Genomic DNA, 20947 nt, shown 5'->3' on the forward strand with positions numbered 1-20947 from the left:
TCTAAGCGTGGAAATAACAGGCGCGCGCCAGGCTCTGGTATCGCAGCAACCCGAGCCGCAGGCCGCGGGGGATGTCGTCAAGATCGAGGTGCTCGTGGCGCCGATGTGCACCGAGTGGCAGTCCTGGCGTGCCGGCAAGCTGGGCGGCGAACTCGGGCATGAGGCCGTCGGCGTGGTGGTGGATGCTGCCGCCTCGACGCGGCTCAAGGTCGGCGACCGCGTCATCGCCATGCCGCATTGGGGCTGTGGCCAGTGCCCTTCTTGTCTCGCGGGTGACCACATCCACTGCACCGAGCAGCGCGATCTGCTGGCCGAGACTGGCTCGAGCTGCGGCCTGGGTGGCTATGCGCAATATCTGCTCAAGCCAGATTATCTGCTCTATCCGGTTCCCGACGACATCGACACCGATCATGCGGCCATGGCGCTTTGCGCCCTCGGTCCCAGCTTCACGGCCATGGAGCGCATGCAGCTGTCGCCTGCCGATACGATCGTGGTTTCGGGTTGTGGCGCAGTCGGGCTTGGGGCCATCGTCAATGCCCGCACTATCGGGGCGCGCGTCATCGCGCTCGAACTCCAGCCCTTCCGGGCCGAGCTCGCCCGCGCGCTTGGCGCCGAGCATGTGCTTGATCCCCGCGCGCCCGATCTGGCCGAGCAGGTCCGGGCATTGACCGGGGGCTATGGCGCCAACGCCGCCATCGAGACCAGCAATAACGAGGCCGCGCCACCGGTCGTGCTCGAGCTGGTGCGGGCACGTGGCCGCCTTGCTTTCGTCACCTGGAGCGGGGCACTGCCGGTCAACCGCATCACTGGCAAGGGCGTCGATATCTTCGGCTGCTGGCACTGGAACCACGACCAGGCGGGCGAGCGCATGATGCAGCGGGTGCGCGATGCCCGCCCGCTGCTTGACAAGCTGACGACGCATCGCTTCGCCCTGGCCGATGTCAACGAGGCCTTTGCGCTGCAGGAAACCGGCCAATGCGGCAAGGTCCTGCTTTACCCCGGCCCGCCCGCACAGGAAGACCGCGCATGACCCTCAGACTCGGCGGATACGGCATCGACTATACCGGCGACCCCGAGGCCTATGCCCGGGCGCACGTCGCCTTTGGCTATAACGCGGCCTATATGCCCAATATCAGCATCGACAGTCGCGACGAGATCGCCGCCCTGGTCCAGGCCATGGCGGATGCCGACGTAGTGATTGCCGAGGGCGGCGCCTGGAAGAACCTGATTGCCCATGACCCGGACCAGCGTCAGGCCAATCTCGACTATGCCGTCCACCAGCTGGCCCTGGCCGACGAGCTGGGCGCCCGCGCCTGCGTCGCCTTTCACGGCACGGTCGGGCACGCCGGCGATCCCTGGCAGCTCAGCGACAACTATGATTACGGCCCCCATCCCGACAACCAGAGCGAGGCCGGTTTCCAGCGCGCGGTGGAGACCGCCCGCTATGTCATCGATGCGGTCAAGCCAAGGCGCGCCAAGTTCTCGCTTGAAATGGTGCCCTGGCTGGTTACCGATACGGCCGAGAACTACCTCAAGCTGCTCAAGGCCATCGATCGCCCGCAATTCGGCGCCCATATCGATGCGGTCAATATGGTGATCACCCCGCGCCTCTACTTCAATACCGGGCGCATGATCCGCGAGGCCTTTGCGCTGCTGGGTCCCTGGATCGTCTCCTGCCACGCCAAGGATATCGTGATGCAGGGCGGGCCTGGCACGATCTCCTTCCACTTCGACGAAGTGCCCCCCGGCCAGGGCAATCTCGACTATGGCGCCTATATCGCCGAGATCGAAAAACTGGGGCGCGACGTGCCCCTGATGCTCGAGCATTTCGATGTTCCCGGATACCGGCGCGGCTTGGCCCATATCAAGGCAGTTGCCGGTGCGGCAGCCTAGCCGCATCCATCATTCCTGTCCGACTTCGAGGTTATTGCAATGGCTATGACGGTTCTTTTCATCGGCGGCACCGGTCAGATTTCCCATCCCTGCGTCGAGGATGCCGTCGCGCGGGGTCACAGCGTCAGTGTCTATAACCGCGGCAAGCGGCCGGATGCGCTGCCCAGGGGCGTGACCTCGATTGTCGGCGATCTGGGCGGGCCCGAATATGCCGAGCTGGCCAAGGCGAAATACGACGTCGTCTGCCAGTTCATCGCCTTCACGCCCGATCAGGTGGCGCGCGATATCGAGGTGTTTTCCGGCCACTGCGGCCAGTACATCTTCATCTCGTCCGCCTCGGTCTACGAAAAGCCGGCCCGCCACTACGTCATCACCGAGGCGACGCCGGCCATCAATCCCTACTGGCCCTATAGCCAAGCCAAGATCGCCTGCGAAGACCTGCTGGCCGGTTCGGCGGGCCTGCCCTGGACCATCGTGCGGCCCAGCCACACGGTACGCACCGGCCTGCCCGTCATGATCGGCGACAGCGACATCATGGCGCGACGCATGCTCGAGGGCGAACCCACCATCGTGGCCGGCGACGGCAACACCCCCTGGACCCTGACCCGGTCGGCGGATTTCGCCGTGCCCTTCGTCCGGCTGTTCGGCAAACCGGCAGCACTCAACAACATCTTCCACATCACCAATGATCGCGCCCATATCTGGGATGACATCCAGAACGCCATCGCCCGCCTGCTCGGCGTCGAAGCCAGGATCGTGCATGTCCCCACCGATACCTTGGTGCGCTACAATCCCGAATGGGTCGGCCCGCTGCTGGGCGACAAGTCATGGACGGCGATCTTCGACAATTCCAAGGTCAAGGGTGTCGTCGGCGATTTTTCCTGCGCCCAGCAGCTCGATGAAATCCTTGCCGAGCCCATCATGCATCTCAAGCAGCGGCTCGCGGCACACCGCCCGCCCAGGGGCGACCTCGATGCCCTCGTCGACCGCATCTGCATGGCGCAGGCAGGGTTGGGCTGAATTGGAGGATAGTCGATCGAGCCTGCTGCGTGATCCGCCCTGTCCGCTTTGGGAATAGCGGATGTTGATCGTGCGGACGAAGGGGGCGCCACGCTGCCCGGCAGGGCAGGGGCGCCAGCAGACTTCCAGCGTCTCGCGGATGCAGGCGGTGAGCCGGCGCCCTGCTATTTTGGCTTAGGTTCTCGTTCGCTTCCCCGCATTGAAGACGTGCAACTGTCCCTCGCGTGGAGAAAGGTAGACCAGCTGGTTCGGCGCCACGGAGACCTCGCCCTCGGTCTTGACCGTCATGGAGCCGACCCCTTCCACATCCACATAGCTCAAGGTTTCCGAGCCCAGATGCTCGGCGTGGCGCAGACGGCCCTGCCAGAGTCCCGATGCAGCCGAAATATCCAGATGCTCCGGGCGGATACCGACCAGGTCCCCGCCCAGGGCCTTCGCCGCCTGGCCCTCGAGGAAGTTCATGCGCGGCGAGCCGATGAAGCCGGCGACGAACGGGGTTGCTGGAGCCCGATAAAGGTCCATGGGTGCCCCCGCCTGTTCGATGCGGCCGCCATTGAGCACCACGATCCGATCGGCCATGGTCATGGCCTCGACCTGGTCGTGCGTCACATAGACCATGGTGGCCCCGATGCGGGTGTGCAGCTCTGCCAGCTCGACGCGCATCTGCGCGCGCAAAGCGGCATCGAGGTTGCTGAGCGGTTCATCGAACAGGAAGACCTTTGGCTTGCGCACGATGGCGCGACCGATCGCAACGCGCTGGCGCTGGCCGCCAGAGAGCTGGCGCGGCTTGCGCTCAAGCAGCTTGTCGAGCTGGAGGATCGCCGCGGCATCGGCGACGCGCTTGGCCACCTCGTCCTTGGGCAGACCCGACAGTTTGAGGCCGAAGCCGATATTGTCGGCCACCGTCATATGCGGGTAGAGCGCGTAGCTCTGGAACACCATGGCAATGCCGCGTTCGGACGGATCGCGATGCGTCACGTCCTCGCCGCCGATGGTGATGGTGCCAGCCGTAACCTCTTCAAGGCCCGCAATCATGCGCAGCAGCGTAGACTTGCCGCAGCCGGAAGGGCCCACCAGCACGGTGAATGAGCCATCCTCGATGGTGAGATCGAGTTCGGGAATGACCTCCACCGCACCATAGCCCTTGCGAACGGATGAAAAACGCACGTCAGCCATTGTTGGCCTCCTCGGTGTCGCGACTGCGGGTGAAGACCGTGCCCTCAAGCGCGTTAAACCCGGTGTCGGAGAATAGGGACAGATCGGCGGCGCCGACCTTGTAGTAGCGGAAGCTCAGCGCGTGGAAATCGTTGATGTAGAGGATGCCGAGCCCCAGCACGGGATCGATGACGAGATCGAGCCGATACTGGCCGTCCTCGGGCACGGGATAGCGCACCGACGGCGCGAAGTTGGCGTCCCCGTTGTAGAGGAAGCTGGCCACGCCGCGGGCATCATCCAGCTCGATGGAGCTGACACGGCCGCTATTGGCAGCGGTCAGCGCAATGCCGAAATGGTCACCCTCGGCGATGTCGAGCGAAGCCGTGATCAGCAGGGGCGTATCGGCCAGGCCGAGGTCGGCTTCATCAGGTCCGATCGCCTGCCGTTCGCTGTCGAACTGGGAGCGGATCATGTCGGGCAGGTGCACGCCAAGCGTTCCGTCGCCGGTGCGCTCCAGTTCATGCACCACGAGGTCCCCGCCCCAGACGAAGTCCATGGCGTCCTTGCGCAGCTGCTTGTGTGGCACCCAGCCGAACAGCAGCCGCTCATCCTCGCCTCCGGCGGATTTGCCGGCATAGAACGCCTTGCCGTCCAGGGCGTCGAATGGGCCGTAGGCATAGGGGCCATCGCTGCTGGCTGCGCTCAGATAGCGGACCTGCCGGGAATCGCCGCGCTGGTCCGAATAGAGCAGGAACCAGTCGTCGCCCACCGGGAACAGGTCTGGTACCTCCAGGTTGAGGTCTGAGACCTCGCTGTAGATTGGAGCATCCGCCACCCAGTTTTCGAGATCGGGCGACGTGTAGAGGCCGACGGCTGCCTTGCCCTCGTGGCGGGTGGTCATCAGCATCCACCAGGCTTCTGCCTCGGAATTCCAGAACACGAAGGGGTCGCGAAAGTCCCATTCGTCGTATGTCGGCAGGCCCGAAAAGGTGTTCGCCTCATGCTTTTGCCACGGGCCGTCCAGGGCGGACGCAGTGGCATGCATGGTGACTTCGTTGGGCTGCGCCTCAGGGTCATGGCCGGTATAGAAGATGTGGTACTGCCCGTCGTCGGCGCGCACGACGCTGCCCGAGCCCGTCCAGTAGTCTGGCGCGCCAGACTCGCCCACCGGAATGGCTTCGACCGGCGTGGAATAGCTGGAGAGATCAGTTGTTTGCGTCAGCCACCAGGGATGGCGTCCCTGGTTCTGCAGGTAGAACACGGAATAGACGCCGTTCTCTGCATAGGGATTCGGGTCGCCCACCCCCGCCGTTTCGCCAGCAAAGTAGACCGCCTGCTGCCCATGGCCGGCTGGGCCAAATAGGGTCGTGGCGAGCAGTGCCGCGATCAACCGGACCTTCGCCCTAGGCATTTTCCGTCTCTTCCCGGGTCACGATCGCAACCTCGCCGGCGGGATGTTCGGGGAAGAACAGGTTGGTGATCCAGACCAGTCCATCGCTTGACCCCAGTTCGACCAGGCCGCGATCGACATAGAGTTCGAGCGCTAGCGGCCCCTCGGCGGGATAGGCGAGATCGACGGCATAGTCGTGCGCGAAGTCGGGCATGCCGGTAACACCGGCACGGATGGTCCTGATGGTCGCGCTGGCGCCGGATATTCGCTGCACAATGAAATGGGGCGCCTGCTCGCTAAACAGGGCGATGTTGGTTTGCTGGCCGACGGCCAGATTGACTGCGATATCCTGCCGATAGGTGCCGGTCGGCCCGGCGAGCGCCGCAAATGCCTGTTTCACGGATGCCGGAACGCGCTGGGCAAGGCGGAGGCCTTGTCCTGTCTCGACGAGGTGCATCTCTTTGGGCAGGGACATGACGCCCCGAAAGGCCTGGGTTGGGGTAGCGCGGGCATAGGTCCAGTTGCTGGCCCAGGCGATGCTGACCGGCGCAGCGCCCATTCGGTCGAAGAAGGTCTGGGCGGCATAAGAGTCTCGCCCGTAGTCGAGCCACAGCTCTGTCTCGGGCGTATTGGCATTGACGAAGCGGTGGCCATCGAACTGGCCGAGGAAATACTGGCCGCCCGAACCGTGGCCATAGGCGCCGGAGCCGATACCGACCAGCAGGATCCAGTGTTCGAATCCGTCTGGAGCCCGCATGGCGACGAGGTCGGGGCATTCCCATGGACCGTCGCTGTGCCGACCTTCTGTCTCGCCGAAGGCGCTTTCGAAGGTCCAGTCGATCAGGTCCGTCGAAGAGTAAAAGCCGATGCTCTGGCCCTGGGTCACAGCCATGATCCAGCGGGCGGTGCCCGCGTGCCAGATCACTTTGGGATCCCGGAAGCACTCGATCCCCGGATTGGCGACGACAGGATTGCCCGGTTCCGAGGCGAAGGTGGTCAGAGCCCGGTCGGCATGCACCAGGCACTGCGTCTGGAAGTCCCGGTCGCCGTGCCTCTGATGCGCGGTATAGAACAGCTTCAGTTCGCCATTGCCTGTCTCGATCGCGCTGCCGGAAAAGCAGGTGCCCAGTTCGGTTGGATAGAGCGCCACCGGAAGTTCTTCCCAGTTCACCAGGTCGGTGCTGCGGGCGTGGCCCCAATGCATCGGCCCATGCAGGGTGCTGTCCGGATCATGCTGAAAGAACAGGTGATAGGCGCCATCGACCCGGATCATGCCGTTTGGATCATTCATCCAGCCGGCGCGCGGCGCGAAGTGGAACTTTGGACGGAATTTTTCGGACACGGCTGACTAACCTTTGACACCCGAGCTCATCACCGAGGCGATGAACTGGCGCTGCATGATGAGGAAGAAAAGAATGACGGGTATGGCCATCGAAACCGCGAAGGCCATGATGTTGCCCCAGGCAGCCTGGTTGGTGCCGAAATAGGCGGACATTGCAACCGAGAGCGGCCGGTATTCCGGCCCGCGCGTGACCATGACCGGCCAGAGATAGGCATTCCAGATTTCGAGGAACTGCAGCACGGCAATCGCCGAGATCACCGGCTTGGAGAGCGGCATGGCGACGTAGCGGTAGATCTGGAAGAAGGAAAAACCGTCGATCCGCGCCGCCTCGATCAGCTCCTTGGGCAGGCGCGAGAAGAATTGGTAGAAAAGGAATATGGACATGGCGTTGGCGACGCCGGGAATGATCTGCACCTGATAGCTGTCGATCAGTCCTGCCCAGCTCGCCAGCATGAGCTGCGGCAGCACCAGACTTTCCCCGGGGACGGCGAGGGTGGCCAGGATCAGGATCATGACCAGCTTGCGCACCTTGAGCGTGCCCTGCGCCAAAACGAAAGCGGCCATGGAATTGAAGAGGATCGACAGCAACAGCGTTGATCCGGTGATCAGCAGCGTGTTCCACAGATAGCGCGGAAACGGATGCACGGGATCGGTCCACACCTGCACATAGTTCTCAAGCGAGAAGACCTGGGGAATGAAGGAGCGGATCGAGCCCATGGACACCATGATGTCCTGCTCGTTGGGATTGAGGCTGATGGTCACCATCATCAGCAGCGGCAGCAGCACGCCCAGAGCCAGAATGCCGGCAAAGAGCAGCGGCAGCACGGCGCCGCGCGGAATGCGCAATGTGGTCATCACGCCTCTCCCTCGTTCTTGAGGAACCTGCGCTGCAGCAGGGCGATGGCGGTGACGGCCAGGAAGAAGAACACCGCCACGGCCGAGGCATAGCCGACCTTCTGGGTCGCGTAGCCCTGTTGGAACAGGTACTGGATGATGGTGGTCGTCGCCCCGTTGGGTCCGCCCTTGGTCAGGATATTGACCTGGGTGAACAGCTTGAGCGCCCCGATGGTGGTGATGATGAGCAGGAAGATGTTGACGTTGCGCAGCCCGGGCCAGGTGACATAGCGGAACCGCTGCCAGCTCTTGGCGCCGTCCAGTTTGGCGGCCTCATAGAGATCCTGCGGAATGTCCTGGAGGCCCGCGAGGTAGATCAGCATCTGGTAGGGGAACGTGGCCCAGGCCGAGAGCACGACGATCGAAACCATGGCGGTGGAAGGGTTGCCGATCCAGTCGACATAGTTCCCCGACCCCGCGAACCATTGGTAGGCCGTGTTGAGCGGGCCATTGGGGATGCGGAACAGTACCGCCCAGATGGCGACGATAACGGTCATCGGCAGCAGCAGCGGCAGGATCGCAATCGCTCGGAACACGCTGCGGAAGGGAATTGCGGCATTGAGGATCAGTGCGGCACCCAGGGATATGGCGAGCTGGAACGGCACGACCAGCAGCGCGAACAGGACCGTGTTCCAGATTGCCTGCCAGAACAGCGGATCATCGAACATGCGGAGGTAATTGGTGAAGCCGATCACCTTGGTGGGGATCGGACGGGGCACCAGTCGCTGGTCGGTGAAGGAGAACCAGATCGAGAGCGCGAATGGCACCACGATTAGCGCCGTGAGAAAGATCACGGCGGGCAGGAGCATGGCCAGTTCCTGGCGCTGGCTGCGGGACTTGATCGACATGGGGGCTCCTCCGGTCCGACTTTGCGTCTGGACGAATGGGACGCGGCGATGGCGCCGCGTCCCGCTGGGTTACTCGCCGAAGGGCGGGTAGCCGTCGTTGTCGGCAATGTCCTGATCGATGGTCTGTGCCGCGCGATCGAGTTCGGCCTTCACGTCGACGTCGCCGGAGAGAATGTTGACGACGGCCTGCGACCAGGCCGAGGTGATCACCGGATAGGCCGGATGCACCGGGCGCACTACGGCGCAACAGTCGGCGAGCTTGGCGAAAATCTCGCCTTCGCCGCCCTCGCCATAGGTGGCCGAGAGCGGGATGGCCGAGGTGCGGGAGGGCACATAGCCGGTCGTATCGGCATAGGCGGCGACCTGCTCGCTCGACATGGCGTAGTTGAGGAACAGCTTGACGTCCTCGAGGTTGGTCGAGCTCGTCGGCACGGCCCAGCCCCAGCCGCCATTGGCCGAGACAGGTCCGGCAGCACCGAAATTGGGCGGCGGGATCAGCACGAGATCGTCACCGAGCCCTTCGCGATGGGCGGGCCACATCCAGTTGCCGACCCATGACAGGGCCGCAGTCTTTTCGCCGTAGAACTTGTTGTCGCCAGCGCTGGCCGGAACGATCCACTCGTTCTTGTTCCAGGTCTGGATCTCCGTCAGCGTCTCGACATTGGCCGCCGAATTGATCGTGCCTTCGGCCACCCAGGTGGTGCGGTCGATGATGTCGCCCCCATTGGACTGGGCCAGCGGCGAGAAGCCGTAGGTCATCCACTCGCCGGCGCCGTAGTTCATCTTGACGTCCAGTGGCCATTCGACCTCGGGCAGGGCGGCGAGCTTCTCCAGCGCGTCGCGCATCTCCTCGCGTGTCCAGGCATCCTCGACAGTGGTCGGGATACGGACGCCGGCCTTCTCGAGAAGTGCCTTGTTGCCCCAAAGGATAGTGCCGGAATCATAGGGGCTGACGAAGTAGAATTCGCCGGCCGGGCCATAGGTCCCCTGGTCCTTGATGGCGGGCAGCAGGTCGGCCACGATTTCAGGATCGATCAAGTCGCCGATCGGCTGGATCGTGCCGGCCCAGGCGACGCTGGCCATGTTGGGACCATCGAGCATGATGATGTCAGGCAGGTCGTTGGCGAGCGTCGCGGCCTGGATGGCTTCATTGTAGCTCGGGATCGGCACGACATCGAGCGTGGTTCCCTGCGCGCCATACTTGGCGTTGAACGTCTCTTCGAGCTGCGTGAAGTAGGGCTTCTCGCTCTCGCCATCGATCACCCAGGCCGTGAGCTGACCGGCCAGGGCATGCGAGGACGTCAGGCATGCGGCCAGGGCCACCCCGGCATAGAGAGTTTGCTTCATGGTATTCTCCTCCCGATTGTAGTTTGTCGCCTTATGACAACGTGAGACAATTGCTAGAGCAGATTGTCTCACGTTGTCAATAGCGCATGGCTGCTGTGCAAAATCGGATGCTAGAGGGAGCTTCGCTCGATGAATTTGCCTTTGAGACGAAGCACTTGATTATGCGTCGCCCCATCGATTGCCAGGTTCATCGCGGCTCTGCCCATCTCGTAATAAGGCAGTTCCATGGTGGAGAGACCTGGCTGCAACAGGCCGGCAATGGGATCGAGATTGTCAAAACTCGCTACCGCCACGTCCTTGCCCACCTTGAGCCCCAGCTCGGCCAGTTCGAAATAGACATTCATCGCCATGATGTCCTGCCCGCAGAGCACAAGATCGGGCCGATCCGCTGCGGAGAACAGGTCGGCCAGGATGCGGCGGGTGCCGAACTCGGTCGGTGCGCCGGCGGCGGACTTCACGGCGATATGGACGCGGGCGGACGCGTCGATGCCCACCGCGGCGGCGCCCTCGATGAAGCCTTTCCCGCGCAGGTGACTGGCGACGATGTCAGTGTTGAGGTTGAGAAAGACGGGTCTGCGATAGCCGCGCTCGAAGATGATGCGCGTGATGTCCCGAGCCAGTTGATAGTCATCCGGCAGGATTGAGGGGTGGCGCCCACCCCCATCGAAACAGTTGAGCAGGATGTGCGGCACACTGGTCGGTTCGATGTCGACCTGCTGGTGAAACGTTGCCGCGTAAATGATCGCCTCGGCCCGGAACGCGGCCAGTTGGCTGTCTGCCAATGCGGAACTTGGCCTGCCACGCTCGATGTTGAACAGCATCATCTGCTTGCCGCGCTCCCAGGCAACATCCTGCGCGCCACGCACAAGGTCGATGGAAGACGGATAGGTTGCGACACCGTCGGCCAGAAACCCGATGATATTGCTCTTCTGCGAGCGCATCATCCTTGCCGCCTGGTGGGGCTCGTAGCCCACTTCGGCGATGATGGCTTCGATGCGCGCACGCGTTTCCGCGTTCACCAGGGGATCGTTGTTGATGACGCGTGACACCGTCTTCAGTGATGTCTTGGCGCGACGAGCGACCTCGCGTTGGGTGGCCGGCATGGAGATTTCGATCCCGTTCAACACTCAGACGGTACTGACATGGCCTCGCCATTCCCACAACAGCAATTGATCACGTGAGACAACGACTGCGGATTGTTCCCGCTATTCCGTTGCTGGCGGTGCCGACCACAGAATGGGCCGGTTGCCCTCGCTAGGGCCCCGATCATGACATGACCCGTCGCAACGTGGTCGCCAGTTGCTCCCGGCTATAGGGCTTGCTCAGGAGCTCGACGCCGGGATCGAGGCGTCCGTCATGGGTGATGGCGTCTTCCGTGTAACCGGAGGTAAAGAGCACACGGAGGCCGGGCCGGATTTCCAGTGCCTTTTTCGCGAACTCCGCGCCGTTCAAGGCTCCGGGCATGACGATGTCCGTGAACAGGAGCGCAACGTCGGGGTAGGCCGCGAGCAGTTCGAGGGCGGGGGCGCCTGCATTGGCCTCAAGCACGCGATAGCCCAGTCTCTCGAGCTGGCGCGAGAGGTTGGCACGGACCAGGGAATCGTCCTCAACGACCAGGATCAGCTCGTTCCCGCCCTTGGGCGCCCCTCGAGGCGTGGTCTCCGGCGAAGCCTGGGCGGTCTTGAGGGAACGCGAGAAATAGAGCCTGACGGTGGTTCCGTGCCCCAGCTCGGAGCGGATGCGGATATGACCGCCCGATTGCTTGACGAAGCCATAGACCATGCTCAACCCCAGACCCGATCCCTTGCCCGCCTCCTTGGTGGTGAAAAAGGGCTCGAAGACTTTGGGAAGGACGTCGGGAGCGATGCCCTGGCCGGTGTCGGATACCGTCAGCACCACATATTGGCCAGGGGCGATATCCTCCTCCGCGGCCCGCTCGGCATCGAGCGTGGCATTGGCGGTCTCGATGATCAGGCGGCCGCCCTTGCCCATGGCGTCACGGGCGTTGATGGCGAGGTTGAGGATCGCGCTTTCGAGCAAGGCGGGATCGATCTCGGCGGTCCAGGGAACCGCTGGGCGGATGACCCGGATTTCGATGTGCTCCCCCAGGGTTCGATGCAGCATGGCTTCCATGCCGGCGACGAGGCCGCCCAGGTCGAGTAGTCGCGGTTGCAGGGGCTGTTTTCGACCGAAGGCCAGTAGGCGGCTGGTCAGGTCCGCCCCCCGCTGCGCGGCGGTCGCGATCATTTTGGCAAGGAGGTACGGCTGCTGGCCGCTCTCCAGTTCGTCACATAGCAGCTCGGTACTACCCAGGATCACCGTCAGGAGGTTATTGAAATCATGCGCGATTCCACCGGTGAGCTGGCCCATCGCCTCCAGCTTCTGCGCCTGCCGCAACCGCCCCTCAAGCTCACGCTGCGGGGAGACATCCAGCATGCTGCCAACCATCCGGATAGCCCTGCCACTCTCGTCGCGTATGACTGAGCCGCGATCGATGATCGTGAGGGCATGCCCGTCATGGTGCAGGAAGCGGTATTCGCTGACCCAGGACTTCTCGTTGCCGTCAATGACCGCATGGATGCTGTCAATGACCCGGTCGGCGTCTTCCGGATGGATGCGGTTTAGCCACGCTTCAGGGCCCGGTTCCACGTCCGCGGCGTCGTAGCCGAAAAGGGTCTTGAAGTTTTCGTTCCACCAGAGGGTACTGTCGACCAGGTCCCAGTCCCAGATCACATCATTGGTGGCCTGCGCGACCAGCAGAAACCGCTCGTTGCTTATCCGGACCTCTTCCTGGGACCGCTTGCGGCGGGATATGTCGCGGAAATAGACCGCCAGCCCCTCCGGTGTGGGATAGGCATCGACGTCGAACCAAGCTTGGAGCGGTGGAAAATACTCCTGGAACCGCACGGCATGGCCATCCCGGACAGCCTCCCGATAGCTGGTCTCGAAGCTGCTGCCCATCGCCTGGGGAAACTCGGTCCAGATCGTCCGCCCCTCGAGCTCGTCCCGCTGGCGCCCCAGGAGTTTTTCGGCCTGGCCGTTGAGGAACGAGAACCGCCACTCCTTGTCCAGCAGGAAGAAGGCATCGCTGATGCTCTCCAGTGTCTGCCGCAGGCGACGGGAGAGCGTATTGGCTTCATCGCGCATCGCGACGAGGTGGGAGATGTCCTGGAATGCCCCCTCTAGGGCCACGATGCTTCCGGCGTCGTCGCGTACGGCTTCGCCGATCGAGCGGACCCAGATGCGGTTGCCCCGGGCGGTGACCAGTTGCAGCACCTCGTCGAAGGATCGGCCGTTTTCGACACAGTCGGCGACTGCCGCGCGGATCCTCAGCTGGTGCTCGGGCGCATAGTAGCTCAATCCTTGCTCGACATTGGGCGAGACATCGGGGGCCTCTTCGTGGATTTCGGTTGTTTCCGGGCTCCAGGTCAACCGGGTTGGCCGGAGATCGAGGCGCCAGCCGCCCAGGCGCGCCATGCGGCCGGCCATGCGCCGCAGGTGATCGGTCTCCGCCGGCTCGAGCGGCGTTGAGGCATCGCCGCTAAAGTCTCCGTTGCCTTGGTTCGGAGTCAGGCCGAGCAAGGACTGGAATGGATCGGAGGATGCCATCGTGGGTTTTCCTTTTGCGAGCCCGGCAGAGTGGGATCCAGCCGCCTCGGCTGGCCGCGAAATGCCCATCCTGTCCGATGCTTCACGTTATGTCGGACCAGGCAACCGCGCGAGCCGATGCCATGGGACGGCCGATGAAGTATCCCTGAGCGGCATGGCACCCCATGTCCCGGAGCCGCATATAGGTCTCGAGATCCTCCACCCCTTCGGCGACCGTGGTCATGCCGAGCCCGTCACTCATGCCGATGATGGCGGCGATGATGGCCTGCGCCTCGCAGGAATGGCACAGCTCGGCCACGAAACTGCGGTCGATCTTGATTTCCGAAAACGGCATCCGGGCCAGTTGCACCAATGACGAATAGCCGACCCCAAAATCGTCAATTGAGAGCTTCATGCCCATGAGTCGCGCCCGGGTCAGAACGTCCAGCGCGCCGGAATCGGGGTCGATGGCGCCACTTTCGGTTACCTCCAGCACCACCCGCTCCGGCGCGATATCGTAACGCGAACAGGCGTCGGCAACCATCCGCACGGTCTGATCGTCCCGCAGGCATTGTGCCGGGATGTTGATCGCCACCGTATGCGGCAGTGTGGCAAAATTGGTCCCGAGCCAGGCAAGCGAACGATCCGCAATGATCTCCGTGAGCCTGGCCGCCTGTCCCGTCCGCTCCGCCAGCGGCACGAAGACATCCGGCCCACAGATGTAGGTCTCTCCGCGCGTCCAGCGCGCCAGCGCCTCGTAGCCGATCAGGCTGCCGTCGCTGCATCTGACCTTGGGCTGAAACACCGGGCCGATTTCACCCTCCGACAGGGCGTGCGCCAGTTCGTCGCCGGATGGATTCGATTTTGGCGAGGCGGCAACTGGTTGCGGCTTCGGGGCCGAATCGCCGGTCTCCAGCAGGGTGGCCAGCGCGCTGCGGCTGAACGGCTTGGACAGGGCGCCCGCCAGCGGCAGGCGGTGCTGCCTTGCGGAACGCTGCGCGGCATCCAGCACCCGACGGTCGACGCCACTGACAATGATCAGTGTCGCCTGGCAGCCCAGCTCCGATAGACGCTGGATCACCTCCACTCCGTCAACGCCGGGCATCACCAGATCGAGAAGGATGTGGCTCGGCGCCCAGTCCGAGACCTGGGTGAAAAATTCGCTGGCGGTTCGACAATAGACACTTTCTGCGCCGATGGACGCTGCCATCATCCGCACCATCTCCCCAACCAGCGGGTCATCGTCGAGGATCAGCAGACGCAGCGGGGAACCAGAATCCCGTCCCGGGGGTGCGGCGCGCAGGTCAATCATGGACAACGGTCTCCGCCGGAATGTTCATGGCATTCATCCCGAGATGCGTTTGGGAAAGGTCAGGGGGTGCAGGCGCGAGGGCGCGCGGGGCGTATCCTGAGAGAGATGGATTGCCGTGCCGCTGACATAATCGAAACCGCTGTCGACAGCGGCCAGTGCCAGGCCGATTGTATTGGCGCCATGCGCCATGGTGCGAAGGCCGTTGTCTCTGGCAAATTCCATGAATGCCGGCGCCACGGTCCGCTGCGTGGGGTCGCGCAATTGTCCGGCGGAGAGATTGCAAGACAGGCCCCAAAGCGGTGCGGCATCCAGCGCCGAAAGATATCCGGCGCTGGCGTTCACCTGCAGGGTCAGGTCGCGACGTATGGCACTGACCGTAAACAGAAGGGTGTTTAGCTGATCAACATTGGGACGCGCCGGCACGTTCGTGACTTCGAGCTTCACAAAGGGCGAAATAGACATCCGGCACGCTGGATAGCAGCTTGAGGTATTCACGCCGGGTCGAACTGCGGGCCAGCGTCTGATAGCCCACCGGGACAAGTATGGCGGCAACGTTGCTCGCCTTCCCGTAGCGGTGCAGCACTTCCAGCGCGCGGGTCAGGGCGAGGCAGTCCATGTCAGCGAGCGTGTCGACCATTTGGTCGGGATCGGCAATGGCCTGGAACTGGGACAGCGTGGTGCAGCCCAGGGAGAGATCCAGCACGCAGCGGTTGAGGTCGACGATGGCGCGCTCGGGATCCCACAGCGGGGCAAAGAGCACCTGGAAGTCCTTTAGCAGCAGGCGGCGGTAATTCAGAATCGCCCGATCCGCTTCGAGCCGCATGCGGCGCAGGGTCAGCACCAACCGATCGGCCAGGCTGCCGGTATCGCCGGCAAGGTTCTTGATTTCGATTTCGGCGACATACTGCTTGACGGTGACGCTCGAGGAAAATTCGGGAAGTTCGGCGAAGATCTCCTGCTTGATCTCGCGCGATATCTGCTTGGCGCGCTCGACTGCCGCTTTCCGGTCGAGCCTGGCAAAGCAGATCGAGAACTCCGTCTCGCTGAGCACCTGCAGGATGTCGCGGTCGGCAAGCCGTCGCCTGATGCCCTGTTCGGCCAGATCGCTTGCGCGGGCTGCTAGGTCGGGCCACCTCGCGCCCAAGGCCTCCTTGATTTCGTCCAGCCCGACAAGTTCGAAGCTGCCAGCCACCACTGATTGCGATGTCTCGCCCTGCCGGCTGATCAGATCTTCGAGGCGATCATCGTCCGGGGCAGGAGGTCGCATCGAGCCGGGGGGTGCCACGCGTGCCCCCATGGGTATGGCACGTGCTGGTTTGGCAAGGAAATGCGGCGGCGAAGTCTCTTTCGTGAAGAACGTCTTTATGATGCTAAACACGGTCATTGGAGACGCACTCAACGCTGGCCTTGCCAGCACCCTGAGTAGAATAGCTTAAGGAAGCTCTATCTTCGCCCGTGCAGAATGAGGGCGTTGGCCCGCTTGGCGACGGATACCCGCTATTGGGTAGCATCTGAGGCCTTGGCGGAGGCCATCGTCTGCACACTGTCAATGATGGCCCTGGGGGCGGGCAAGTGCCAGATCACCTGATACGCCTCAATGACATCGCTCGGCGTGACCTCCCGTCCGGCCAGGGCCACCCATGGTGGGACCGGCAGTCCGAGCAAGGCAGCTAGGGTCACGCGCGCCGCGGCGCTGCCCTGGTCGTAGGGCAACTGGGCGCCCACCCCCTTGATCATGCCATGACGAGCCATATCGAGCGCGACTTCGTTGCCGAGGTCCACCGTGGTAATCGGAATGTCGATGCCCTGCTCGGCGAGTGCCCGAACCGCCTTCATCGCGGGGACATCCCAGACAGCAAAAATTCCTGATAGCCCGGGGGTCTTGTCGACCATGGCCAGGGCGGCTGGCCCGGCCCCTTCCAGTTCAGCAAAACGTTCACGCACGAGAGTGACATCGGGCCGGTGGGTGGCCATCCATTTGCGGAAGGCGATCTCGCGTTCGTGGGTGGCAAAGAAGTCGATGCCATAGCCGAGAATGCCGGCAGCGCCATTGGCCGGAATGTGGGCCGACAGCATCGAGGCGCAGCTCTGTCCCAGCCCGAAATTGTCGGTCGAGACAACGCTGGCATAGTCGGCACCCGGCAGCATGCCGGTCGGGGCATTGTCGAGCAGTACCAGCTTGCATCCGCTCTGCGTCAGGGCGCTATGGGCCGCTGCCACTCGGGCGTTGCCAATGGGGATGGAGATCACCGCATCTACAGGCCGGCGTGCCAGTCTGGCCAAAGCGGCAATTTGCAGATCGACATCGAAATTGCAGTCGACCACTTCCACCAGTGCCGCCGAGTGAAGACCCAGTGTGGCGGCAATGCCGGCCAGTTCCTGCTTGGACCAGTCGCTGGTCGTCGTGTGCAGGACCACTGCTACCGAAAATCGGCGGGCCCGGGCATTGATGGCGTCGGTTTCCGATAGCTGGATCTGGTCCGCGGGAACGGCGCGCTCGCCGTGGGGGCCGAGGCCTGCGATCGACATGGCCGTCTCCCCTGGCATCCTGCCCAAAGTCTTGCTGTTCATGGCGCGACGCGCTCCGCTGGGGGGGCAGCTCTGTTTGCCAGGGTTGCAGCCACGTGCTCGCGGCTCTTCTGGAAATCGGGATGGCGCAGCGGCGACCCCTGTCCCACCCAGCCCTGCAGGATGGTGGGCGCAAACAGTTCCTCTACGACCACCTGGGCGGCACCGACCAGGCCGGAGGAGGCGCCCATCTGGGAGCGGATGATCTGCAGGTCGCGCGATACCATGGGATGGGACTGGCGATAGACCGCTTCGCGAATACCGGCCAGGAGACTGTCGCCGCCCGACTCTGAGACGACGCCGCCAATAACGATCAGCGCGGGATTGACCAGATTGGTCAATGGGGCAAGCGCCTCGCCCACCAGGCGGCCGCAGCGGCCAAGCAAGTCTACGCAGAACAGGTCGCCCAGCTGGGCCGCATGCCCGATGTCCACGACCGAAAGTTCGCCTTGCCGCGCCCATGCCTGCGCCAGATAGGGGCTGCGCCCGTCTTCGGCAGCGATCATTCCCTCCCGCGCGATGGCGTCGGCGCCGACCACGGCCTCGAGCAGATCCTCGCCAACCCGGCTGTGCCCAATCATGCCGGCGGCGCCCTGGGCGCCCCGGTGCAGATGCCCCTCGGAAATCAGTCCGGCGCTGATCGATCGGCCCAGCTTGACGTAGATCATGTCGCTCAGGCCGCGGCCGCCACCCGCTTTGGCCTCGCCCATGGTCATGGTCTGAACGCCGCTGCGGGCGAAAACCGGCACGCCGAACCGCATTGACATGCGTTCCAGGAACGGAAAGTCCTGCCACGACTGCACCGTCTGCAGCACGGGCACCGCCTCGAAGTCAGATACCGGCTTCTCGATCGGTCCGGGCAGCGCCAGGCCGATCCCCCACGGCGCCGGCTTCTCGGTTTCCTTGAGCAGCCAGTCGAAAATGGTCGCCAGCCGGTCGAGTATGGCCTCGGGGCCAGCGTCGAGTTGGGCTGCTTCGTGATGTTCCACCAGCATCTGGCCGTTGAGATCGGCAATGCCAAGGGCGATGGAGCTCTGGTCGATCACTGACACCAGCAGCGAGCCGGCATCCTGGCGGAACTGCATCTGCCGGGGCGCCCGGCCGCCGGTGGCTTGACCTAGTTCGCCTTCCTTGAGCAGGCCCAGGTCGATCATCGTCGCGAGTCTGTCGGCGACGACCGCCCTCCCCAGCTCGGAGCGGCGCTCGAGTTCCTGCCGCGTGGTCGCCGTGCCGGTTCGCACAAGATTGAGTAACAGCGCCAGGCTTGCTTGGGCAGCCTCGACACTGCGGGGGCGGCCAACCGACCGCTGCGCTGTCTTCTCCTCCGCCACGAATCCATCCCTTGCCGGCTGCATTTCGGAACCTAGCCCGGGTAGTTCTCCGCATCAAGAAGGATCTTTTGCTTATTTTCCAGCAAAAGATATCAACCTTATGCTGATTTAATGTTGACTTCGTGTTTTCAAGCTGCGTAACCTTGATCAACAGCCGGGGCAACGGACCCCATTTCGGCGCACGCCGATCTGTACTGAGGAGGAATGCATGGCGGTCAAATTTGCCTATCACGCCAATTGTTGGGGCCCGCTCGGCGGCAATGCCGTCGGGGTCACGTCGATCACGCAGCTGACCTATCGGACCTTTGCCGACATGGATCGCGCCTTCGCCGACATCGCGCGGGCCGGCTACGCGGGTGTGGAAATCTTCGATGGCAATCTGCTCGACCAGACGCCCGCGGACCTGCGCCGCAAGCTTGCTGATGCCGGCCTTGAACTGGTCTCGACCTATTCGGGCGGCAACTTCATCTTTCCGGACATTCTCCCGGAGGAACTGGCCCGGATCGAGCGCGTAGCAGCGGCGGCCGCCGAGGCTGGAGCCAGCCACTATGTGATCGGCGGCGGCGCCAAGCGGGCCGACGGCATCCAGGCGGACGACTACCAGCGTCTGGGCGAAGCACTTGATAGGGTCGGCGAGATCGCCCGACGCGCCGGACTACGCGCCCACTACCATCCGCATCTCTCCACCATCGTGGAAGGTCCGGCTGAGGTGACCAGAATTTTCGGCCTTACCGACCTCGACTTTTGCCCCGATACGGCACACCTGGCGGCAGCCGGCGGCGACCCTGCGGCGCAGGTTCGCGAGTTTGCAGGGCGCATCAGCCTGGTGCACCTCAAGGGCCTGCAGCGCGAGCCGTTCGGCTTCACCCCGCTCGACACCGGCGACCTCGACAACGGCGCGGTCATCCAGGCGCTCAAGGACACCAAGTATTCGGGCTGGGTCATGGCCGAGCTCGATAGCTGGCCCGATCCCCACGAGGGAGCGGCGCGCAGCCACGCATACCTGCAACGGCACTTCGCCTGACCAGGCCAACACCAAAAAAGTCACCACAGGGAGGATACCATGGGACATCTGAAGACCACCGCGCTGCTGACCGCAGCCTTGCTGGCCGGCACCATCGCCGGGACTGCCATCGCACAGAGCCCGGACGAGGCGCTGGCTGCACTCGCCAACCAGACGCTGAGCACCGGCCCGGGCGGCGAGAGCCCCGTCTCGGCCTCCGAGATCACGCTGTCCGATGACGAACTGGCCCAGATAAAGGCCATGGGCGCCACAGCCGCGATCGTCATGCACTATGGCGGCGACGACTGGAGCCAGGCCCAGATCAATGGTCTCGAGACCCAGTTCGAGGCCATGGGCATCGAGGTGATCGCCACCACCGACGCCGGCTTCAACTCGGCCAAGCAGGTTTCCGACATCGAAACCATCATGGCACAGAGCCCCGACATCATCGTCTCGATCCCGACCGATCCAACGGCCACGGCCGCAGCCTATCGCCAGGCCGCCGAAGCCGGTGTCAAACTGGTCTTCATGGACAATGTCCCGGCCGGGTTCGTGGCTGGCACCGACTATGTCAGCGTGGTCTCTGCCGACAATTACGGCAATGGCGTCGCATCGGCGCATCTGATGGCCAAGGCGCTGAACGGCGAAGGCCAGATCGGCATCGTCTTCCATGCTGCCGACTTTTTCGTGACGCGCCAGCGTTACGATGCGTTCAAGGCGACCATCGAGCAGAACTACCCCGAGATCGATATCGTCGCCGAACAGGGCATCGGCGGGCCGGACTTTACGGGTGACGCCGACCGTGCCGCATCGGCAATGATGGTGGGCAATGCCAATATCGACGGCATCTGGGCGGTCTGGGACGTGCCGGCCGAAGGCGTGATCGCCGCCGCCCGCGCCAACGGCCGCGACGACTTGGTCATCACCACCATCGACCTGGGCGAAAACGTCGCCATCGACATGGCGCGTGGCGGCTTCATCAAGGGTCTGGGCGCGCAGCGGCCGTTCGACCAGGGCGTGACCGAGGCAAAGCTCGCCGGCTACGGTCTGCTCGGCAAGGATGCGCCTCCCTATGTCGCCCTGCCAGCCCTCCCGGTGGAGAAGAGCAACCTGCTCGACGCCTGGCAGGCGGTCTACTCAACCGAAGCGCCGGCCACGGTCAGCGATTCCATGAACTAGGCGCTCCTCCCGGCGCCTTAGCGGGGACGGCCCTCCCTCGACCGTCCCCGCACATCATTCCAAAAGCGAGACAGCAA

Annotated in this window: 18 protein-coding genes; 5 read left to right on the forward strand and 13 right to left on the reverse strand. The window is 63.6% G+C overall.

Annotated features, from left to right (window positions below; translation table 11 throughout):
• The first annotated feature begins 7 nt into the window (after positions 1–7).
• Genes ACLI1C_RS01290 through ACLI1C_RS01300 form a run of 3 tightly spaced genes read left to right on the forward strand, consistent with a single transcriptional unit; the run spans position 8 to position 2913 of the window.
• Positions 8–1030, forward strand: a complete 1023-nt coding sequence (locus ACLI1C_RS01290) for a zinc-dependent alcohol dehydrogenase (protein ID WP_411395041.1) — start codon at positions 8–10, stop codon at positions 1028–1030.
• Positions 1027–1893 (forward strand): sugar phosphate isomerase/epimerase family protein, encoded by an 867-nt coding sequence (locus tag ACLI1C_RS01295; protein WP_411395042.1) that lies wholly within the window; start codon positions 1027–1029, stop codon positions 1891–1893. The genes ACLI1C_RS01290 and ACLI1C_RS01295 overlap by 4 nt, the downstream gene beginning before the upstream one ends.
• A 39-nt stretch (positions 1894–1932) precedes the next feature.
• Positions 1933–2913 (forward strand): SDR family oxidoreductase, encoded by a 981-nt coding sequence (locus ACLI1C_RS01300; RefSeq protein ID WP_411395043.1) that lies wholly within the window; start codon positions 1933–1935, stop codon positions 2911–2913.
• Between the two features lie 174 nt (positions 2914–3087).
• On the opposite strand, the gene ACLI1C_RS01305 is transcribed toward ACLI1C_RS01300, so the two are convergent.
• The 13 genes from ACLI1C_RS01305 to ACLI1C_RS01365 all read right to left on the reverse strand — a co-directional run bounded on the left by ACLI1C_RS01305 (position 3088) and on the right by ACLI1C_RS01365 (position 18688).
• On the reverse strand, positions 3088–4089 hold the full coding sequence (locus tag ACLI1C_RS01305) for an ABC transporter ATP-binding protein (protein ID WP_411395044.1): 1002 nt from the start codon (positions 4087–4089) through the stop codon (positions 3088–3090).
• Positions 4082–5479 (reverse strand): hypothetical protein, encoded by a 1398-nt coding sequence (locus ACLI1C_RS01310; protein WP_411395045.1) that lies wholly within the window; start codon positions 5477–5479, stop codon positions 4082–4084. The genes ACLI1C_RS01305 and ACLI1C_RS01310 overlap by 8 nt, the downstream gene beginning before the upstream one ends.
• Positions 5472–6800 carry a glycoside hydrolase family 32 protein gene (locus ACLI1C_RS01315; RefSeq protein ID WP_411395046.1) on the reverse strand — a complete coding sequence of 443 codons (1329 nt, stop codon included), beginning with the start codon at positions 6798–6800 and terminating at the stop codon, positions 5472–5474. The genes ACLI1C_RS01310 and ACLI1C_RS01315 overlap by 8 nt, the downstream gene beginning before the upstream one ends.
• Before the next feature lie 6 nt (positions 6801–6806).
• Positions 6807–7655: a carbohydrate ABC transporter permease gene (locus ACLI1C_RS01320; protein ID WP_411395047.1), complete on the reverse strand. Its 849-nt coding sequence runs from the start codon at positions 7653–7655 to the stop codon at positions 6807–6809.
• Positions 7655–8542 carry a carbohydrate ABC transporter permease gene (locus ACLI1C_RS01325; RefSeq protein ID WP_411395048.1) on the reverse strand — a complete coding sequence of 296 codons (888 nt, stop codon included), beginning with the start codon at positions 8540–8542 and terminating at the stop codon, positions 7655–7657. Before ACLI1C_RS01325 ends, ACLI1C_RS01320 begins: the two co-directional genes overlap by 1 nt.
• A gap of 69 nt (positions 8543–8611) precedes the next feature.
• Positions 8612–9889, reverse strand: coding sequence for an extracellular solute-binding protein (locus ACLI1C_RS01330; protein WP_411395049.1), 1278 nt, complete (start codon positions 9887–9889; stop codon positions 8612–8614).
• Positions 9890–9999: 110 nt separating this feature from the next.
• The gene (locus ACLI1C_RS01335) at positions 10000–10992 is read right to left on the reverse strand and encodes a LacI family DNA-binding transcriptional regulator (RefSeq protein WP_411395050.1); all 993 of its coding nucleotides are present in this window, start codon (positions 10990–10992) and stop codon (positions 10000–10002) included.
• Positions 10993–11155: 163 nt separating this feature from the next.
• On the reverse strand, positions 11156–13498 hold the full coding sequence (locus ACLI1C_RS01340) for a PAS domain-containing protein (RefSeq protein ID WP_411395051.1): 2343 nt from the start codon (positions 13496–13498) through the stop codon (positions 11156–11158).
• 82 nt (positions 13499–13580) lie between these two features.
• Positions 13581–14789: an EAL domain-containing protein gene (locus ACLI1C_RS01345; protein WP_411395052.1), complete on the reverse strand. Its 1209-nt coding sequence runs from the start codon at positions 14787–14789 to the stop codon at positions 13581–13583.
• Between the two features lie 33 nt (positions 14790–14822).
• Positions 14823–15251, reverse strand: coding sequence for a hypothetical protein (locus ACLI1C_RS01350; protein ID WP_411395053.1), 429 nt, complete (start codon positions 15249–15251; stop codon positions 14823–14825).
• Positions 15190–16074 (reverse strand): hypothetical protein, encoded by an 885-nt coding sequence (locus ACLI1C_RS01355; protein ID WP_411395054.1) that lies wholly within the window; start codon positions 16072–16074, stop codon positions 15190–15192. The genes ACLI1C_RS01350 and ACLI1C_RS01355 overlap by 62 nt, the downstream gene beginning before the upstream one ends.
• A 212-nt stretch (positions 16075–16286) precedes the next feature.
• The gene (locus ACLI1C_RS01360; protein ID WP_411395055.1) at positions 16287–17318 is read right to left on the reverse strand and encodes a substrate-binding domain-containing protein; all 1032 of its coding nucleotides are present in this window, start codon (positions 17316–17318) and stop codon (positions 16287–16289) included.
• A 38-nt stretch (positions 17319–17356) separates the two neighbouring features.
• Positions 17357–18688: an ROK family protein gene (locus ACLI1C_RS01365; RefSeq protein ID WP_411395056.1), complete on the reverse strand. Its 1332-nt coding sequence runs from the start codon at positions 18686–18688 to the stop codon at positions 17357–17359.
• Between the two features lie 208 nt (positions 18689–18896).
• On the opposite strand from ACLI1C_RS01365, the gene ACLI1C_RS01370 reads away from it, so the two are divergent.
• On the forward strand, positions 18897–19712 hold the full coding sequence (locus tag ACLI1C_RS01370; protein WP_411395057.1) for a sugar phosphate isomerase/epimerase family protein: 816 nt from the start codon (positions 18897–18899) through the stop codon (positions 19710–19712).
• 39 nt (positions 19713–19751) lie between these two features.
• On the forward strand, positions 19752–20870 hold the full coding sequence (locus ACLI1C_RS01375) for a substrate-binding domain-containing protein (protein ID WP_411395058.1): 1119 nt from the start codon (positions 19752–19754) through the stop codon (positions 20868–20870).
• Positions 20871–20947 lie beyond the last annotated feature (77 nt).

The sequence above is a fragment of the Devosia sp. XGJD_8 genome (genome assembly GCF_046614475.1).
In the GTDB taxonomy this organism is placed as follows: Bacteria; Pseudomonadota; Alphaproteobacteria; order Rhizobiales; family Devosiaceae; genus Devosia.

Bases quoted from the DNA above. Each gene is read 5' to 3' on its own strand.
- ACLI1C_RS01340 (WP_411395051.1), bottom strand. From the start codon at position 13,498: ATGGCATCCTCCGATCCATTCCAGTCCTTGCTCGGCCTGACTCCGAAC.
- ACLI1C_RS01330 (WP_411395049.1), bottom strand. From the start codon at position 9,889: ATGAAGCAAACTCTCTATGCCGGGGTGGCCCTGGCCGCATGCCTGACG.
- ACLI1C_RS01295 (WP_411395042.1), top strand. From the start codon at position 1,027: ATGACCCTCAGACTCGGCGGATACGGCATCGACTATACCGGCGACCCC.
- ACLI1C_RS01310 (WP_411395045.1), bottom strand. From the start codon at position 5,479: ATGCCTAGGGCGAAGGTCCGGTTGATCGCGGCACTGCTCGCCACGACC.
- ACLI1C_RS01335 (WP_411395050.1), bottom strand. From the start codon at position 10,992: ATGCCGGCCACCCAACGCGAGGTCGCTCGTCGCGCCAAGACATCACTG.
- ACLI1C_RS01350 (WP_411395053.1), bottom strand. From the start codon at position 15,251: ATGTCTATTTCGCCCTTTGTGAAGCTCGAAGTCACGAACGTGCCGGCG.
- ACLI1C_RS01370 (WP_411395057.1), top strand. From the start codon at position 18,897: ATGGCGGTCAAATTTGCCTATCACGCCAATTGTTGGGGCCCGCTCGGC.
- ACLI1C_RS01360 (WP_411395055.1), bottom strand. From the start codon at position 17,318: ATGTCGATCGCAGGCCTCGGCCCCCACGGCGAGCGCGCCGTTCCCGCG.
- ACLI1C_RS01300 (WP_411395043.1), top strand. From the start codon at position 1,933: ATGGCTATGACGGTTCTTTTCATCGGCGGCACCGGTCAGATTTCCCAT.
- ACLI1C_RS01325 (WP_411395048.1), bottom strand. From the start codon at position 8,542: ATGTCGATCAAGTCCCGCAGCCAGCGCCAGGAACTGGCCATGCTCCTG.
- ACLI1C_RS01320 (WP_411395047.1), bottom strand. From the start codon at position 7,655: ATGACCACATTGCGCATTCCGCGCGGCGCCGTGCTGCCGCTGCTCTTT.
- ACLI1C_RS01305 (WP_411395044.1), bottom strand. From the start codon at position 4,089: ATGGCTGACGTGCGTTTTTCATCCGTTCGCAAGGGCTATGGTGCGGTG.
- ACLI1C_RS01375 (WP_411395058.1), top strand. From the start codon at position 19,752: ATGGGACATCTGAAGACCACCGCGCTGCTGACCGCAGCCTTGCTGGCC.
- ACLI1C_RS01345 (WP_411395052.1), bottom strand. From the start codon at position 14,789: ATGATTGACCTGCGCGCCGCACCCCCGGGACGGGATTCTGGTTCCCCG.